General features: G+C 56.4%; 17 protein-coding genes and 1 pseudogene. 11 read left to right on the top strand and 7 right to left on the bottom strand.

The features are described 5' to 3' along the window. Positions 1-33: 33 nt before the first annotated feature. Positions 34-1,335, top strand: coding sequence for an FAD-binding oxidoreductase (locus tag CES87_RS26630; protein WP_128608455.1), 1,302 nt, complete (start codon positions 34-36; stop codon positions 1,333-1,335). Between the two features lie 51 nt (positions 1,336-1,386). Beyond that, positions 1,387-2,475, top strand: coding sequence for a polyamine ABC transporter substrate-binding protein (locus tag CES87_RS26635; RefSeq protein ID WP_128608456.1), 1,089 nt, complete (start codon positions 1,387-1,389; stop codon positions 2,473-2,475). A 134-nt stretch (positions 2,476-2,609) separates the two neighbouring features. On the opposite strand, the gene grxC is transcribed toward CES87_RS26635, so the two are convergent. Together grxC and CES87_RS26645 are read right to left on the bottom strand one after the other, a co-directional pair. Beyond that, positions 2,610-2,861: a glutaredoxin 3 gene (gene grxC, locus CES87_RS26640; RefSeq protein WP_128608457.1), complete on the bottom strand. Its 252-nt coding sequence runs from the start codon at positions 2,859-2,861 to the stop codon at positions 2,610-2,612. Between the two features lie 145 nt (positions 2,862-3,006). Next, on the bottom strand, positions 3,007-3,525 hold the full coding sequence (locus CES87_RS26645; protein WP_128608458.1) for a carboxymuconolactone decarboxylase family protein: 519 nt from the start codon (positions 3,523-3,525) through the stop codon (positions 3,007-3,009). A 134-nt stretch (positions 3,526-3,659) separates the two neighbouring features. Between CES87_RS26645 and CES87_RS26650 the strand changes: the two genes are divergently transcribed. Next, positions 3,660-4,472, top strand: a complete 813-nt coding sequence (locus CES87_RS26650; protein WP_128608459.1) for an AraC family transcriptional regulator — start codon at positions 3,660-3,662, stop codon at positions 4,470-4,472. Between the two features lie 6 nt (positions 4,473-4,478). Continuing rightward, a complete protein-coding gene (locus tag CES87_RS26655; RefSeq protein WP_128608460.1) occupies positions 4,479-4,883 on the top strand; it encodes a DUF488 domain-containing protein in 405 nt (134 codons plus the stop codon). 71 nt (positions 4,884-4,954) lie between these two features. Here CES87_RS26655 and CES87_RS26660 read toward each other — a convergent pair whose 3' ends face one another. After that, entirely contained in the window at positions 4,955-5,116 is a 162-nt protein-coding gene (locus tag CES87_RS26660) for a DUF2986 domain-containing protein (protein WP_128608461.1), read from the bottom strand. Between the two features lie 361 nt (positions 5,117-5,477). Between CES87_RS26660 and CES87_RS26665 the strand changes: the two genes are divergently transcribed. Further along, positions 5,478-5,666 (top strand): ribbon-helix-helix protein, CopG family, encoded by a 189-nt coding sequence (locus CES87_RS26665; protein ID WP_128608462.1) that lies wholly within the window; start codon positions 5,478-5,480, stop codon positions 5,664-5,666. A gap of 21 nt (positions 5,667-5,687) precedes the next feature. On the opposite strand, the pseudogene CES87_RS26670 reads toward CES87_RS26665, so the two are convergent. Further along, positions 5,688-7,347: pseudogene (locus CES87_RS26670) on the bottom strand (SulP family inorganic anion transporter). 176 nt (positions 7,348-7,523) lie between these two features. Here CES87_RS26670 and CES87_RS26675 point away from each other — a divergent pair. Both CES87_RS26675 and CES87_RS26680 read left to right on the top strand, forming a co-directional pair. Continuing rightward, on the top strand, positions 7,524-7,754 hold the full coding sequence (locus tag CES87_RS26675) for a hypothetical protein (RefSeq protein WP_128608463.1): 231 nt from the start codon (positions 7,524-7,526) through the stop codon (positions 7,752-7,754). A 515-nt stretch (positions 7,755-8,269) separates the two neighbouring features. Next, positions 8,270-8,716, top strand: a complete 447-nt coding sequence (locus CES87_RS26680; protein ID WP_128608464.1) for a potassium channel family protein — start codon at positions 8,270-8,272, stop codon at positions 8,714-8,716. A 28-nt stretch (positions 8,717-8,744) separates the two neighbouring features. Here the strand turns inward: CES87_RS26680 and CES87_RS33690 are convergent, their stop codons facing one another. Together CES87_RS33690 and CES87_RS26685 are read right to left on the bottom strand one after the other, a co-directional pair. Further along, entirely contained in the window at positions 8,745-9,134 is a 390-nt protein-coding gene (locus CES87_RS33690; RefSeq protein ID WP_256591104.1) for a sodium-independent anion transporter, read from the bottom strand. Continuing rightward, entirely contained in the window at positions 9,115-10,422 is a 1,308-nt protein-coding gene (locus tag CES87_RS26685; RefSeq protein ID WP_256591105.1) for a SulP family inorganic anion transporter, read from the bottom strand. Before CES87_RS26685 ends, CES87_RS33690 begins: the two co-directional genes overlap by 20 nt. A 634-nt stretch (positions 10,423-11,056) precedes the next feature. Between CES87_RS26685 and CES87_RS32460 the strand changes: the two genes are divergently transcribed. From CES87_RS32460 to CES87_RS26710, 4 genes are all read left to right on the top strand, one after another. Then, positions 11,057-11,731, top strand: coding sequence for a hypothetical protein (locus CES87_RS32460; protein ID WP_178081487.1), 675 nt, complete (start codon positions 11,057-11,059; stop codon positions 11,729-11,731). Positions 11,732-11,922: 191 nt separating this feature from the next. Continuing rightward, entirely contained in the window at positions 11,923-12,765 is an 843-nt protein-coding gene (locus tag CES87_RS26700; protein WP_128608466.1) for a DUF6502 family protein, read from the top strand. Beyond that, on the top strand, positions 12,762-14,468 hold the full coding sequence (locus CES87_RS26705; protein ID WP_128608467.1) for a DUF5666 domain-containing protein: 1,707 nt from the start codon (positions 12,762-12,764) through the stop codon (positions 14,466-14,468). The genes CES87_RS26700 and CES87_RS26705 overlap by 4 nt, the downstream gene beginning before the upstream one ends. An 85-nt stretch (positions 14,469-14,553) precedes the next feature. Next, positions 14,554-15,303: a hypothetical protein gene (locus CES87_RS26710; RefSeq protein ID WP_128608496.1), complete on the top strand. Its 750-nt coding sequence runs from the start codon at positions 14,554-14,556 to the stop codon at positions 15,301-15,303. A gap of 609 nt (positions 15,304-15,912) precedes the next feature. Here the strand turns inward: CES87_RS26710 and CES87_RS32465 are convergent. Further along, a complete protein-coding gene (locus CES87_RS32465) occupies positions 15,913-16,257 on the bottom strand; it encodes a hypothetical protein (RefSeq protein WP_178081488.1) in 345 nt (114 codons plus the stop codon). Positions 16,258-16,631: the final 374 nt, after the last annotated feature.

Genomic DNA, 16,631 nt, shown 5'->3' on the forward strand with positions numbered 1-16,631 from the left:
ACGGTTGCGCAAACAAGGTCGAAGAGGTGATGCATGGAAAACATTTGTGGCTGGATCGCGCAGGCCGGGGATTCTCCGTTGCGCGATTCCTTGAGCGGTACGCAACAGGCCGATTGGCTGGTGATCGGCGCCGGTATCACCGGGTTGTCTGCCGCGCACTCGTTAGCCGAAATGCATCCGCAGGCGCGCATTGTGGTGGTCGACAGACAACGCGCCGCGCAAGGGGCGTCGGCGCGTAACTCCGGGTTCGTGGTGGCTCACGAAAATCCGGTCACGGCTGAGCTGCAAGGCAACGCCGGATTCGCCGGCTTCCAGGTGGACACGTCGATCTCCCGCGCCGCCAGCGACGAAGTGCGCAAGCGCATAGCCCGGCATGGCATCGAATGCGATTTTCGCGAGTCGGGCTACTTCTTCGCCGTCAGTGATCCGGGCAAGTTGAGCCATGTTGAGGCCAAGTTGCAGACGCTACGCGCCGTCGGCGCCTCTGCGCAGTTTCTACAGGGTGAAGAGCTGAACCGGAAACTCGGCACGCAACATTACAAAGCGGCGATCTGGTGCGGCAATGGCAACGCACTGCTGCAGCCGGCGAAGTACGTGAAGGGCTTGCTCGATGCGTTGCCGGAAAAAGTCACGCTGTTTGAAAACACCGAAATCACCGGCCTGCAGCGCATCGGCAATGGTCGCATTCGCGCCAACGGCATCAATGGCTGCATTGAAGCGAAGCAGGTGCTGGTCTGCCTGAACGCCTTCATTCCCCGTTCCGGCATCAGTGACAGTGGCACCTTCCCGATGGAACTCAGCGCCAGCCTCACCCGGCCGCTCAGCGAAGAAGAGTTTCAAGCCATTGGTACTCCCAATTCCTGGGGCGTGTTGTCGACCCGACCGCTGGGAGCCACAGTGCGCCTGACTCCGGATCGTCGGGTGATGATCCGCAACACCGCCGAATACCGCTCCCGCGACTTGTCCCTCTCTGAACTGGCGACCCGCCGCGAACACCATGTGCTGGGTTTACAGCGTCGTTTTCCGATGTTGGGCGAGCAGGACATCCAGTACACCTGGACCGGTCACCTCAGCGCATCACGTTCCGGGCAAGCCTATTTCGCCAAGGTCGAGGAGGGCGTATTTGCCGTGGCCGGGTGCAACGGCTCCGGTGTGGCACGCGGCACGCTGTGGGGCCGACTGCTCGCGGAACTGGCGTCGGGCGGCGGCTCGCCACTGCTGCAATCGGTCATGGAACGCGCCCAGCCCGGCTGGCTGCCGCCCAAACCCTTGCTCGATATCGGTGCCATGCTGCGTATGCGCGTAGAGACGGCCCGGGCCAAAACTGAAATCTAGAACACTGCCTTTCACAAACAACAAAAGCACTTCAATACGAAGGTGATGAACATGCGCGTCAAAACAGTTTCCCTGGTGGCTCTTCTCTCGACGTGTTGCGCAGCCGCTTACGCTGACGAAACCGTGAACATTTCCAACTGGAACGGCTACATCGCCGACGACACCCTGACCAACTTCACCAAGGACACGGGGATCAAGGCCACTTACGACATCCACGACAGCAACGAAGTGCTGGAGTCGAAGTTGATGACGGGCAATACCGGTTATGACGTGGTCAGTCCGTCTAACCACTTCCTGTCGCGCCTGATCAAGGCCGGCGCCATCCAGAAACTCGACAAGAGCCAGTTGCCTGGCTGGAAAAACCTCGACCCGGCGTTGATGAAAAAACTCGAGGTCAACGACCCCGGCAACCAGTACGGCTATCCCTACATGTGGGGTACGGCGGGCATCGGTTACAACGTCGAGAAGATCAAGGCGATTTTCGGCAACACCGATGTCACCCACTCCTGGAAGCTGTTTTTCGAAGAAGCCAACATCAAGAAACTCAGTGAATGCGGCGTGGCGATCATCGACAACCCGACCCAGGTTCTGCCGATCACCCTGAATTACCTTGGCCTGCCGCCCCATAGCCACGAGCCTGAGGACTACAAGAAAGCCGAGCAGGCGCTGCTGAAAATCCGTCCGTATGTGCAGTACTTCCATGCCTCCAAGTACATTAGCGACCTGGCCAACGGCAACGTCTGCGCGGTGATTGGTTTCAACGGTGACATCGTCCAGGCCGCCGCCAGTGCCAAGGAAGCGAAAAACGGGATCGACATTGCCTATTCGATCCCGGATGAAGGTTCGACCTTGTGGTTTGACATGGTGGTGATGCCCAAAAGCGCACCCCACGAGAAGAACGGCTACACCTACATGAACTACCTGCTGCAGCCGCAGGTGATCGCCAACATCAGCAACACCATCCACTACGCCAATCCCAACAGCGCAGCGGATGAATTTGTGGTGCCGGCGGTCAAGCAAGACCTGGCGATCTACCCGCCGAAAACGGTGATGGACAAGTTGTTCACCGTAGAGGATCTGCCAGCGCCCATCGCACGGTTGGCCACCCGCCTGTGGACCAAGCTGAAAACCAATACCTGATCTGTAGGAGCGAGCTTGCTCGCGATGGTCGTCAACGAAACCCCGTGCTTTCTGGATGTACGTGGTGTTCTTGAGTCCATCGCGAGCAGGCTCGCTCCTACAGTTTTAGGGGCAGGCCAGCATCAGTTGCAGGTTCAGGCCAACATCGACATCAACCCGCCCTGGCGATCGAGCTTGGCCAGGTCGTCGAAACCGCCGATATGCGTGTCGCCGACGAAAATCTGCGGCACGCTGCGCCTTCCGCTACGGTCGAGCATTTCTTCAAGTTTGCCAGGCGTACGCTGAACGTTGATCTCTTGCATCGCAATGCCTTTGCTGGCCAGCAGTGATTTGGCGCTGCGGCAGTAGGGGCAGGTGTCGGTGGTGTACAGGGTTACGGTGTTCATGTTCGGTCTCCATTGAATTCAAACATTCCCTGTAGGAGCGAGCCCGCTCGCGATGGTCGCCAACGATAACGCGGGAAACCTGATGCCCAGCGGCGCCCATGAATTTTTCGCGAGCAGGCTCGCTCCTACAGAAAACAGGCCGTTATCAGGCGTCGATGGCCGGGAAATCGATATCGGTCAGGGCGGCGTTGTTCAGGTAGTTGGTCAGCGTCTGCGAGGCCACGTGGGCGATCACTTCGATGATTTTCGCGTCATTGATCCCGGCGGCGCGGGCCGCTGCGATCTGTTCGTTGCTCAGGTGGCCACGGCTTTCAGTGATCTGCCGGGCGAGCAAGGCATAGGCGTCGAGCTGGCCTTGCCGGGCGCTGAGAATCTCCTGGCTGGAAAGCCCGGCCTTACCGGCAAACAGCGTGTGCGCCGCCAGGCAGTAGTCACAGCCGTTGACCTGTGAAGTGGCGAGGGAGATCGCTTCCTTCTCGGTGGCGCTCAGGGAGGTCTTGCCCAATGCCGCCGAGTTTTGCAGGTAAGAGGCAAGCACGGCGGGGGCGTGGGCCAGCACCCGGAATACGTTGGGCAGGAATCCGATTTTCTTCTGCACGCCTTCCAGCAATGGGCGGGTGGCGTCGGTGGCGTGTTCCAGGCTGACTGGGATAATGCGGGTCATGATGATTCTCCGAAGATTGCAGCGCGACAGGCGCTGGGTACGGAGTTCATGCTAGAGATTCAGGCTGGTTTATTGGATGCAAATCGTCGACTATTTACGACAGATCGTCCAGAACTGCTCCCGGGAGCTTCCCCATGGATCGCTTGTCCACCTTGCTCACGCATTTCGGTGTCAACGCCGGCACTTTTCACAGCGGCACGTTTTGCGGCACGTCGGCCTTCGATGGCAGCCAGGCGTGCGGTCATATGCATTTGCTGCAGGCGGGCGAGGTCGGCCTGAAACTGGCCGATGAGCGCGAGCTGCGCCTCACCGAGCCGACGCTGATCTTTTTTCCTCGACCGTATCGTCATCGCTTGTTCGCCACCGAAAACTCCGGCACGCAGTTGGTATGCGCGTCGCTGAGCTTCGATGGTGGCTCGGGCAATGCCCTCGCCACCGCGTTGCCGGATTACCTGGTGCTCAAACTCGATGAAATCCCGACCCTGGCCAGCACCCTGGAATGGTTGTTCAACGAGGCGTTCGACGGCAGCTGTGGTCGAGAAGCGGTGATGGACCGGTTGTTCGAATTGCTGGTGATTCTGTTGCTGCGCCACATCTTGAGCACGCGCAATCAGCAGCCGGGCATGATGGCGGGGCTGGCTGATGCGCGACTGGCACGCCCCTTGAGCCAGATGCACGAAGCGCCGGCCAAGGCGTGGAGCGTGGCCGAGCTGTCGGCGCTGGCCAACATGTCCCGGGCCAGTTTCGCTGAACACTTCAAACGCGTGGTTGGTCAGGCGCCGGTGGATTATCTGGTGAGCTGGCGCATCAGCCTGGCCCAGAAGCGCTTGCGCGAGGGCAAGCCGATTGCCCTGATCGCTGAGGAAGTCGGTTACGAAAGTCCTTCGGCACTGGCCCGGGCGTTTCGCCGTAAAACCGGGGTCAGCCCGCGAGAGTGGAGGGGATGAACGATCATGATCCAGTGCAAAAGTGCCTGCGACCCTGCCGCGCCCGAAGATGGGCGGCGAATTCTGGTAGACCGTCAGTGGCCGCAAGATTGCCCCAAGGCGCCAGTGCCGTTCGATGCCTGGCTCCCCGACGTCGCGCCCTCGACTGAGTTACACCAGGCACTCATGGCCGGGCAGCTGGATTTTGCCAGGTTCACCGCAGCCTATCGCAGGGAACTGACTGCTCAGCCGGTGCATTGGTGGGCGCTTTTGCAGTACTCGCAAACAGAGATGTTGACGCTAGTGTTCACTGCGAATGACCCGCTGCGAAACCATGCCGTCGTGCTCGCCCAATGGCTGGAAGAGGAGCTTGATCGATACCAGAGCTCCAGTTCGCCAGTGTGTTATCGGGATGAATTTCCGGAGTATTGAACGCAGAGGTTTATCCATTCGTGGATGCCCAAGCGAATGTGCAAAATTCGCTGGTGTTTAAGCTACTTAGATCAGCTCTCAGGGGAAATGATTGAGTCGTCACTGGATTCAGCAGCCAGTTTCAATCGGTCAGCTTTACAAATGTATTTAACCTTGTTTTTCGGTGCCAATTTGGCACTGGCCTTTTTGGCTTGGGCCTTAAATAACTGCTTTAGTTTTTTTTGACGGTTCATGTATTTCTACTCAGCTTTGTAAGTTCTTGAATGATATCAGCTTAAATGTTGGACCAGATTCCCGTGGTGCGCACTGAGTGCATAGCGTTGGAAACAGGCGGTGAATCGCCCCTGGTTTGCTGGAATCGCTGAATGACCGCTTTTGGCTTTCTGCCTGTTACCAAGGGCAGCCATCGACCCAAACAGGTCAGTCGTGACAGTCAGAAACCGCAGAACCGGCTCATCACCCACCGTGAGTACCAAATCTTTTCTTGTGAGTAAAGTCCAGGTACCGAGCAGCAAGCCGCCTGTACAGTGACAGCACAGAACAAGGCAATTACAATTTGATTAACATCCAGCGACTTGAGCGATTGAATACCCCATGGAAAGCAAGACTGCGCGCCTCACTGTGCTCATTGATCCCGTCAAGAAAAAAGCTTTCGAAGAACTCTGTGCAGCACAAGACCTGACGTCTTCCCAGGTTGTCCGCCAACTGATTCGTGACTACCTGGACACTCACGGCGCTAGCTATTCGACCAAGAGCAAGCATGCCACCAGTACCAAGTCATAACCCAACACTGGCAGTTAGTCTCTAGAGGGTCGATGTACCCTCTACGTGACTGACAGCTTTAGCCAACGCGGTGTTGAAGTCGGCGTGGTAATGCTCCGAGCCAATGTCTTGCAGGATACCCACCCTATCGAGCTTATTGAGCACCTTCGTGTTCGCTTCGCAGAGTTTCACCACGATATTGCGCTTGTGCAGCTGCTGAATGACCTCCTCCAACACTTGCAAGCCCGTGATATCCATAAACGGTACGCGCTTCAGACGGATAATCAACAGACGTGGGTCGGTATGGGTCTGTGCTAACACGCGCTCGAAGGTCTCAGCCGCACCAAAGAACAGAGGCCCTTCAATCGTATAAATCAGTACCCCTGGCGGCAAGTGAGCATGGCCATTAGCCCTCAACTCTTCTTCAAGGTCGTGCTCGACTATCTGCTGCACCTCCACAGATGAGGCCATGCGGCGCATGAAGTGCAGCATCGCGAGAATGACGCCGATGTTCACGGCGATCACCAAGTCGCTGAACACTGTGAGGCTGAAGTGATGAGCAGTATTGCCACGTCTGCGCGTGGGGCTCGCTGAACCATGCGCTTGAAGTGTTTCAACTCGCTCATGTTGTACGCAACTACGAACAGGATGGCGGCGAGGGCGCACAGTGGGATGTTTGAGGCCAGAGGTGCCAGGAACATAATAATAAGCACCAAGGTGATCGCATGTGTAATGCCAGCCAGCGGACTTGTACCGCCGTTACGGATATTGGTAGCAGTTCGGGCAATGGCTCCGGTAGCAGCGAAGCCACCGAACAATGGCGTGGCTAGATTAGCGATCCCTTGGCCGATCAGTTCCTGATTGGAATCGTGCTTAGTGCCCGCCATACCATCGGCCACCATTGCCGATAGCAGCGATTCGATTGCCCCAAGCATGGCGATAGTGAAAGCCGGGCCAATCAGATCAATGACACGAGACAGCGTGATTTCAGGCAGGCTTAACGTTGGAAGGCCTTGAGGTATCCCACCAAATGCGCTGCCAATCGTGGCTACCCCTCGAAATGAAAAGTCGACTGTATCGCTGTAGCCACCGCCATCGCGACTAGCGGGCCCGGTACCCGTTTGAGCCCGGGAATTTTGGACGCGGTAATTACCAAGAAAAGACTGAGTGCGGCCAGCAGGGTGGTGGCCCTATGAAGATCCGGGAGCGCCTGTAGCAAGTGCCATAGTTTTTCGTGGAAGTGCTCTCCACTGATATTCGGTAAACCGAAAAAGTCCTTCCACTGCCCAACCCAGATGATTACGCCGATACCGGCGGTGAATCCGACGATCACTGGGTCGGGGATAAACTTGATGACTGCACCGAGCCGGGCAATCCCCAGCAATAACAACATGGCACCCGCCATCATCGTGGCGATTTGCAGACCGTCAACGCCATGCTTGGCCGTGACTCCCGCCAGAATCACGATGAACGCACCTGTCGGCCCGGCAATCTGCAAGCGGCTTCCCCCAAAGAGCGAAACCAGCAGGCCGCCGATGATTGCGGTGTAGATGCCTTGCTCAGGCTTGACGCCAGAGGCAATGGCAAAGGCCATTGCCAGGGGGAGCGCCACGACCCCGACTATCACACCAGACACCATATTGCGCAGCCAGTGCTTTCGACCCAATAGTCCCGCTTTCCATGCCTCACCTATCGCAATCATGGTTAGCTCCTCAATGGGTGTATGTGCATAATATTAACATGCAGTGATAATTGAAAAGCCTTTACTACCACTGCTTCGTGAGGCTGGAGATGTTTATAGTGAAGACTCGCCTGGGGCTGAACGGGCGCGCACTGCAAATAGAAAATTTCGAGAGCGCGTGAAGCGAGGTGACTGACATGAATCGTAAAGCTGTGAAAAGCAAACATGCCGAAGGTGTGACCTTTGACACCCATGTGATCGCAAACCCGACCAACCCCAAGGAGTGGATTGTGTTCTTCAAGAAAGACGCCGGGAGCAGTTACTTCTTGGTTGATGACAACGAGGAGGTCGAGTCTTTCGGGCGTCTGGATGACTTGATCGCCGAACTTCGAGACTTGGGACTCAAGACCGCTGAAATCCATTTTTAACCCTTGGATCACACCTTGGAGACATGATCATGTCAGTGAAGGTCGAGTATCTATCCAGTCAAAGCGAAGCTCTTTGGTCTGTATGTTTTGGCATCCGACGAGTGCAGTTTCAAAAAAGTGCTAAGGACTATGCTGCCAAGCTCAAGGAGAGAATCGAGGCTCCGCATGTTTACCCTCGACGTGGTCAACCAGCGGAAATTCATAGTTCATAGTTACAGGCGAGGTCGAACCTCACCCAGCATGTCTATCTGCTTGTTCTACAAAGGATCCGGTCTCTCGCGAAGACCCCCCATCTATCCTCAACTGCGAGCGGCTTTTGTTGATGTCGGTCAAACACCCGGTTTTGCTCGATGCCAGGATGGCGTTTCAATGGCGTTAGTGGCGGTTTTGCTGAGCTGACGCGGCGTACCTTTCCGGCGGAAGGATGTTCAGCCGCTCGCTTAGGGACTCTGCACAAGTGAGCGGCTGGATTCTGACTCTTGGCCGGTTGGGGTAACATCCTGGAGGAGCACTTAATGTATTCAAGCATCTTTTTCGCATGGGGGCTGGCGGCCATTACCGTGGGCCTGCATGCAGTCGGTCTGGCCCTGATGCTTAGGATTCTGGACCACAGGGGAAATGTTCTTATGACGCAACTAGGGGCCATTAGTACGCGGTTGGTGTGGGTTGCCTGCTATATGGTTCTGCTGCATTTGATGGCGATCTCGATCTGGGGGGCATTCTATGTGTGGCAGGGGTGTCTACCCGATCCCGAAACGGCGTTTTACTTCTCTGGAGTGACCTATGCGACGATTGGTTACGGCGATGTGGTGCTGGGTAAACCCTGGCGTCTGCTCGGGTTGATGGAGGGCTTGACCGGCATCCTCATGTGCGGTTTATCCACGGGTGTCTTCTTCGCTGTGGTCAATCATATTTATCAGTTTTTCCACACGACAATCGACGACGACCACAAGTCCTGGTGACGTTTGAACCGCGCGTCCAACAGCTGAGCTACTGCGCGTCACCCAACAGAGTAGATTTCTGTGCTTGATAGCGCTCGATTGCTGCATGGGCGTTGAACAACATACGCTCACTCCCAAGTCTCTCGTCGAACCCTGCACGCCGCACCATCTCAAGTACGCCGGGATTCAGCCCCGCTAGCCAGAGACTGGTGCCCAGCTTGGCCAAGATTTTCTCGCCTTCTATCAGCGCTTGCAGTGCCGAATATTCGATATCGGGCACCGCACTCATGTCCCAGACAACCACTCGCGGCTGATACTGTCTCTCCAGAGTGATAATCTGTTCCTTCACATAGTCAGCGTTGAGAAAAAACAGGCGTCCCTCCGGCCGCACAATCAGCAGTCCCTCAAAAGTCTCGTCACTAGGGTGGTCTTCTGACAAGGGGCGTAGCACGTCGGTGCCACACTTGCGACCAAGGACATACACGTGCGGGCGCGCGGTCTGGTAGGCCAAACTGACCAACGATACGATGATTGCCACAGTGATCCCCTGGAGCGTGCCAAACAAAAGCACACACCATGGCAACAAGCGCCCAGTGAAACTCCATTGGACGCACCTTACGAATGGCCAGGAACTCTCGCGGCTGGATCAGCCCGACCGAGTAGTAAATGACGATAGCGGCCAGTGTGGCGTGAGGTAGAAACCCGAGTAACCTGGATAGAAGCAGCATCGTGGCAAGCGCCGCGCCAGCAGTGACGATCGAGACCACCTGAGACTGCCCTCCTGTGGCACGTACAACAGCCGTCTGTGAGGTGCCGCCACCGGCAGGCATCGCGCCGAGCAGAGCACCAGCAAGGTTGCCGAGACCGGTCGCGACCAACTCGCGGTTCGCATCGATGGGGGGATCGCCTGGCCGGACAAATGCGCGCCCCGCCGCAATCGTTTCGGTAAAACTCATCAGCGCGATCCCGAGCGCACCCGGCACCATCTGCTTGATCAGCGCGAGATCAGGCAACGTAAATGATGGTAACCCTTGTGGAATCACGCCGACCGTCGAAGCTCCCAGAGCCTGTAAGCCGAAGTACCATGACGCGGCGATGCTGACACCGACCACAATCAATGGCGCAGGCGAATGTGCCCACAGGCGCTCCATCGCGATGAGCATCAGGAACGCCACCACCGCTACCGCGAGCGTGATCAGGGAACTCTCCGGCACGTGTTGCACTATGTTGAGGACGTCAACGAAAAAACTTTGTTTTGCGATGTGGATACCGAGGAGTTTGGGCACCTGGTCCAGAACGATGACAAGCCCCACCCCCGCTTTGAAGCCGCTCAACACCGGGGAGGATATGAAGTTCGCGAGAAATCCCAGGCGTATTATTCGCGCCAGGAGCAGCATCGTGCCAACCAACACCGTTAGCGTTGCACTTGCCGTGATTAGCTTCTCCGGGTCGCCGTCCGGTACGGCCAAGCCGACCTGCGCACCGGCCAAGATCGCCAGCGTAGCAGTGGAGCTGACACTCAGTACTCGCGACGTTCCCAGCAATGCGTAGATCAACATCGGGACGAAGGCCGTATACAGACCGACGGCAACAGGTAGACCCGCGACAGTCGCGTAGGCCATTGCTTTGGGCAGCACGACTGCGGCAGCCGTGAGCCCCGATACTGCGTCGAGGCGAAGGGGAGCGGTGGAGTGAGCTGCTTTCGACGTCTTCAGATGCGGTTCCACACTGCCTCTCTCGGCGGGTTCATCTACAGGGTATATCTAATGACTTCCTTTCACTTTCCTTCCCATTTTTCCTCATCGTATAGACAACCAGATTAACAGGCAGGCGTTGTGATCTGCATCAATGGTTGCTAGGCGCGTGCCGCCGGCAATATCGTAGCTAAGCCCGGTTGGGGACTCTCGAAGGCCTGGTTCAAGTCATGACGCACAAGTTCCGGAGCCACCTTAACGGTTAGATTTTATTTGTATGAGTTAAACCAGTGGCTTAGTAAATCTAACTTTTTTACGTTTTCCCAACTTGCAGATTGAGTGATTGAGTGATGTGCGAAATTGCACTCCATTTGACCACCTGAATAGACGTCCTCCGGCCGTCAGTTTTCTTTCATCTTGGCACTAAGCTGCTGCCTATGGCGGTAGGTGCCTATCTCGTCTGAAAAAGCTCATCTCGCTGTAAGTCATTTCCAACTTCTTTACGGGCCAACCACCGGTCGACTTTTCTGTGCGCCGCTTGATCCTCTGTGCAAAGAGGTCTAATTATTAAGCGTGGGAAAAAATCCCACGCACAGGATGCCAAAAAATTTTTAACGATTCCCGACTTGATTTGGCGTTTCTCGCGGTAATGACCAGGAGACGGAAAATGCAATTTCATAGGCTGTTCAAGAGGGCTCTATTGGCGATGGCCATTGGTGGCGTGCTGTCTGCGTCCATCGTTTTGGTTCCGGATTCGATTTCTCATAGCTCCAGTGCTTACGCCAAAGAAGGTGGCGGTCATGGCGGTGGAGGCAGTGGCGGTGGCGGTGGCGGTGGCGGAAGTGGAGGCGGAGGCGGAGGCGGTGGCGGCGGAAGCGGAGGAGGCGGAGGCGGAGGCGGTGGAAACGGCGGCGGAAGCGGAGGTGGAGGCGGAGGCGGTCATGGTGGAAGCGGCGGCGGTAGCGGAAGTGGCGGCGGCAGCGGTGGTAGTGGCGGCCATGCTGGCAACGGCGGTGGTAATAGTGGCAGCAGCCATAGTGATGCGGGCAAGGACCACAGCGGGGTTTCGAATTCAGGTCGTAGCAGCAACCATGCTGAAGCGGGCGACGATCATGGAAATCACGTTGGTGGAGAGCCTGGCGATGATCATGGCAATCATGTTGGCGGCGAGCCCGGGGACGATCATGGCAATCATGTTGGCGGCGAGCCTGGAGACGACCGTGGCAATCACGTTGGTGGTGAGCCTGGTGATAATCGTGGCAACCATGTGGGTGGCGAACCGGGTGATGACCGCGGCGTTCACGTCGGCGGCGAAGCAGGGGATGACAATAGCAGGAGCTGAATCACTCTGATGGGAACTCATACAAAACCTTGGGGGCGGGTTTTGTATGAGGCGTGGTCCAACCCATTACAGCCCCATTCAACGCCTGTGCAGTGAGCGCTTACAGCTATCCCTGGAAAAGTGGTTATCAGCTCGTATGGGATTTTTTCCCGCGTCGTTATACTGGGTTTATCTGTCAAGGAATGCGCTCGATGCAACCGCCCACCTTACCTCCTTCTCTGTTAAACGCCCTGCGGCGGGTCATGCGCCCTTTGGTGCGCCTGATGCTGGGCAAAGGGGTGACCTACACGGTATTCGCCGATTTGCTCAAAGAGGTGTTCGTTGATGTGGCTGATCGTGAGTTTCGCCTGGACGACAAAGTTCCGAGCGACAGTCGCATCAGCCTGCTTACGGGGGTTCATCGCAAGGATGTTCGGCGGCTGCGAAACGAAAGCGAGACGTCATTCGCGGTGCTGCCGGAAAATATTACTTTAGGCGCGCAGTTGGTCAACGCCTGGACCAACAGTGGGCCTTTCTGCACGGGTGCCGGCCAGGCATTACCTCTGCCGCGACTGGCCAGTGCAGGTGGTGACTGCTCCTTTGATGCCCTGGTGGCGAAGATCAGCACGGACATCCGCGCGCGGGTGGTGCTCGACGAATGGTTGCGCCTGGGCGTTGTACGGCTCGATGAACACGACTGTGTGCACCTTGAGACCCAGGCGTTCGTGCCGCAGAAAGGTTTCGACGAAAAAGCCGCGTACCTGGGCCACAACCTGCACGATCATGCCAGTGCAGCGGTGCATAACCTGAGCGGGGAAGGCCAGCCTTTCTTCGAGCGCAGCGTGCACTACGACGCCTTGACCCCGGCCAGCGTCGACACTTTGCGCGAGGCCGTGGCCAGTGAGGGGATGCAAACTCTGCTCAGCTTCAGCCGGCTTGCCGCAGACCTCGAAAACCTTGATTTGCCTACTGACGAGCAACGCCAGCGCATCACTATCGGACTTTATTTCTACACTGAGCCCACCGATCCCGATTCGCCGAAGACGTCCCCATGATCTCCCTCAAGCGCTGCTTCAGTGTCGTCACTCTTGTCCTGGGTCTTGGACTGAACCCGGTGACTGCGCCATGGGTGGACGCAGCACCGGCATGTGTCAGCCGCGATGAAGTGGGCATGTCGGGTGCATCGAGCTTGCAGTTTCCCGGCGGTATGGGTGGAACCGGGGCAAAGACAGGCGGTGTGGGCGGTACAGGTGTCCACAGCGAAAGCGGTGGTGTTGGTGGTGGCGTTGGTGGCACCGGCGCACCGCTTCAACAGCGTCCTGGCGGAACGGGCGGTACGGGTGCGGTGGCTGCTCGCGTGGATGGCACCCTCATCGATCATGGCAAAGGTGGGGTGGGCGGCACCGGCGCACCGATCCTGCGTCCGGGAGGTACTGGCGGCACGGGTATCGTCGGCACCATCACCGGATTCGCTTCGATCTGCGTCAATGGCATGGAAGTGCATTACGGCAAAGACGTGCCGGTGAGCGAAAACGGCGTCGCGGCCAGCAGCGCTCACCTGGCGATAGGACAGGTTGTCGCGGTGGAAGCATTCGCCACCAAGCGAGGCCTGCAAGCCGGGCGCATTTCGATCCTTCATGTCTATGAAGGACCGCTGACGGCACTGCCAAATGCTTCGGCGCCACTGCGGGTCATGGGGCAACCCGTGCGCCTTGCCGTGGGAGCACGGGTCGCTGAAGGGCTACTCCCGGGCGAACCCGTCAGAGTCAGCGGTCTACGCGATGCCAGTGGTGAAGTGGTGGCCAGTCGCATCGAGCGGGCGCCGGGCCTCAGAGAATCCAGTGCCATCGGCTCGATAGATCGTACCGGCAGCCTCCAGGGGCTGAAACTGGGGAGTCGCGTGACACCGGCGCAAGAAGTGCTGGTGCGTGGCCAGTGGTCCGGTCACCAATTGGAGGTCGCCCAAAGCCGCCCTGACCCGAGCCTGCCTTTCGCCGGCCGTGTGCATGAGGCAGTGATCGAAGGCCTGGTGCAGAGCCGGCAGGACCAACATCTGGTGGTCGCAGGCTTCAATGTGACGCTGGGGCACGACACAGTGTTTGTAGGCGAGCAGCCCGCCACATTGGCAGTGGATCAACGCGTTCGGGTCAGCGGCGTGTTTAGTGGTGCGCGTGAAATACGGGCAACCCGTGTCGAGTTCCATAGCGAACACGCCGATACCTCGGGCAGGGGCCATGCGGGACGCGACAACCGAACGGGTGCCGACACGGAGCAGAGTGCCGATGGCTCGGGCAATTCCAACAGCAACAGCAACAGCAACAGCGGTCACGGTGGGCGCGATACAAGTCTGCGCAGTGATGACAGTAACGACCGTAGCGATGGGAGCCACGCGGACGACCGCAACAACAGCGGCAAATCCGAGACCGTGGACAAGTCTGGAAAATCAGAGCATGTCGAGAAAGTGGAGCAACCCGAGAAGGAGGACAACAGCGGACGGCCTGAAAAGGTCGAGAAGGTCGAGAAGGTTGAAAAAGTCGAGAAGGTAGAGCGCCCCGAAAAGGTAGAAAAAGTTGAGAAAGTAGAGCGGCCAGAAAAGGTCGAAAAAGTTGAGAAGGTAGAGCGACCAGAGAAAGTCGAGAAAGTCGAAAAGGTAGAGCGCCCAGAAAAGGTAGAAAAAGTCGAACTACCTGAAAAGGTCGAAAAGGTCGAGAAGGTCGAAAAAGTAGAAAAAGTGGATCGATCTGGCCGTTCGGCATAAGCGCTGCGGCAATTCCACAAACGGTGAATAAGCAACTAGGCTGGGTAAGTTCGATCACACTTCTCAACGGGACTTTGAGGTGACGATGAGACCCATGCTGCCTCTTTTTGCCAGCCTGCTGGCAAGCTTTACCGTGCAGGCCTCGGCCGATACCTTCAGCACCGCCATCGGCATGGACTATTCAAGCGGTGATTATGGCACCGGCACCACATCGGAAATCTGGTATGTCCCCGTTGTGGGAAAGTATGAAACGGGCCCTATGACCTACAAGGTTACCGTGCCCTGGTTGCGCATCACTAACCCCGAAGTGGGCCCGGAAGGCGACCCGTTGCCCGGTGGTTGCAGGAACGTGGAAAGTGGCCTGGGCGATACGGTCACCAGTGCGGATTATGCGCTGCTCGATGGCAGTGAGGGGGGCGTGTTGCTGGATCTGATCGGCAAGGTCAAGTTCCCCACCGCAGATAAGCATCAGTGCCTGGGCACCGGCGAATTCGACTATACCGCTCAGATCGACATCGCCAAGGCCTTCGGCCCGGTGACCGGATTCGCGACCCTTGGCTGGAAAAAGTTCGGCGACCCACCTGATAGCAATTTCGACGATCCAATATTTGTCAGCCTCGGCTTCGCTATGCCCGTGGCTGCGCGCACTTCGGCGGGCGCCTCCTACGACTGGAGGCAGAAAGTCGTCTCCACCGGTTCGCAAATTCAGGAATTCACCTTATTCCTCACACATAAGCTCAGCCACGAGTGGAAGATTCAACTGTACGCGGTCAAAGGCTTTTCTGACGCTAGCCCGGATGCAGAGGGCGGGCTGGTGCTTTATCACATGTACTAATGGCGATGCGTTGCCCTTGACTTGCCAAACGCATCAGATTGGCTGCTTTTGGCCGATCGCTGCCTGCCACGACCGGCTGAAACCGACCCGAAGCTGACCCTCAGGATTCAGTACTCTCAAACCCTGTCTGCGAATTTGCACACCACTGACGACATATTGGTACGTCTGGAGAGGGGCATGACCACCACGCAAAAACTGACTCAAACAACGCTAAGTGCAATGCCAGGTCAATCAAAGGTTATGGGTTGTCATGAAATGAAAAAGCGCTGTCGCCAAATGAAAGGCTGGCGCACGCCCCGTCTATAAACTCCTCCCCAAGCTTGCGCAGCAAGCCCAGCTATTTGGCTGTTGGCTCTCACGGGCGCGAAAGATCTTTGGAGAAGTCTGCGCATTTCCCACGAATGGAGAAGAGACAATGAGTGAGCGGTCGATAACGCAGTTCTTTTCCCACGACCTGCTATGCAGTCGCTCTAATAAAGCTGGCATTTAAAAAATACGCTCCTGGAACTACATTGCGGAAGACAAAATAAGTAATATTTTTTGCGATTTGTTTTTTGTTGCATTTATGAATTTTATAATCAAAAAACCATGACGAACTTTGCAGAGATATCACTTCAATACCCTCAATGCTGGAAGCTCGATATAAATAATCGAATCCTGTTCGATGGCGCCAATCAAATACACTTGACAAATATCGAGAGCATAATTGTAAAAAGCATGCTCCTCAAGGAGGAGCGTGTAATCAGTAAAGCAGAGCTGATTAGTAGTATTGGGAGAAATCCAGACCTCTATCGCGGCCTGCAGATGAGTTTGAGTAGACTGCAAATAAAATTCAAGAAAAGCGCTGGAGGAAGGCATCTCTTTCGCGCAGTCAGAAATCGCGGCTACTGCCTTACTCAAACCATACATATTAATCGGGAGCCGTCCCGGGGATTTACGTGAGGTAAGCGGCAATACACCCCTCATATGGTCATATGGCTGATGATGACTAACGAACTTATGAATTTAGGGATGGCCGTGGACGCAGCGTTCAGATGAGGGAGTTCACTTTTTACGATTGACCTTGCGCTTGGATACTGGTGTGACGGCTTTTAAAAAAACTGTCGCATAACTTATAAGTTATGCGACGGCTCATTCGGGTAACGACCGGTAGAGAACGACCCGAAACAGTCATTTACCAACATTTGAGTTCCGCGCCCTGCGGATAGGCGCGAAGGGTTGGTCTTTAGTTTGTTAGATATGTTGCCAAGCTATTCATGCGCGAGTAAAACGATGGTTTTAGTTATATTTGGTTCGCCACTGCTTCCCCTAATTACTAGCCTCTTCGA

It is taken from the genome of Pseudomonas sp. ERMR1:02 (assembly GCF_002277815.1).
Classification (GTDB): Bacteria; Pseudomonadota; Gammaproteobacteria; order Pseudomonadales; family Pseudomonadaceae; genus Aquipseudomonas.

Excerpts from the sequence above, each read along its gene's own strand:
- CES87_RS26700 (WP_128608466.1), top strand. The coding sequence starts at position 11,923 with ATGCAACCGCCCACCTTACCTCCTTCTCTGTTAAACGCCCTGCGGCGG.
- CES87_RS26680 (WP_128608464.1), top strand. The coding sequence starts at position 8,270 with ATGTATTCAAGCATCTTTTTCGCATGGGGGCTGGCGGCCATTACCGTG.
- CES87_RS26675 (WP_128608463.1), top strand. The coding sequence starts at position 7,524 with ATGAATCGTAAAGCTGTGAAAAGCAAACATGCCGAAGGTGTGACCTTT.
- CES87_RS26710 (WP_128608496.1), top strand. The coding sequence starts at position 14,554 with ATGAGACCCATGCTGCCTCTTTTTGCCAGCCTGCTGGCAAGCTTTACC.
- CES87_RS26660 (WP_128608461.1), bottom strand. The coding sequence starts at position 5,116 with ATGAACCGTCAAAAAAAACTAAAGCAGTTATTTAAGGCCCAAGCCAAA.
- grxC (WP_128608457.1), bottom strand. The coding sequence starts at position 2,861 with ATGAACACCGTAACCCTGTACACCACCGACACCTGCCCCTACTGCCGC.
- CES87_RS26650 (WP_128608459.1), top strand. The coding sequence starts at position 3,660 with ATGGATCGCTTGTCCACCTTGCTCACGCATTTCGGTGTCAACGCCGGC.
- CES87_RS26635 (WP_128608456.1), top strand. The coding sequence starts at position 1,387 with ATGCGCGTCAAAACAGTTTCCCTGGTGGCTCTTCTCTCGACGTGTTGC.
- CES87_RS26645 (WP_128608458.1), bottom strand. The coding sequence starts at position 3,525 with ATGACCCGCATTATCCCAGTCAGCCTGGAACACGCCACCGACGCCACC.
- CES87_RS26655 (WP_128608460.1), top strand. The coding sequence starts at position 4,479 with ATGATCCAGTGCAAAAGTGCCTGCGACCCTGCCGCGCCCGAAGATGGG.
- CES87_RS32460 (WP_178081487.1), top strand. The coding sequence starts at position 11,057 with ATGCAATTTCATAGGCTGTTCAAGAGGGCTCTATTGGCGATGGCCATT.
- CES87_RS26705 (WP_128608467.1), top strand. The coding sequence starts at position 12,762 with ATGATCTCCCTCAAGCGCTGCTTCAGTGTCGTCACTCTTGTCCTGGGT.
- CES87_RS26630 (WP_128608455.1), top strand. The coding sequence starts at position 34 with ATGGAAAACATTTGTGGCTGGATCGCGCAGGCCGGGGATTCTCCGTTG.
- CES87_RS26665 (WP_128608462.1), top strand. The coding sequence starts at position 5,478 with ATGGAAAGCAAGACTGCGCGCCTCACTGTGCTCATTGATCCCGTCAAG.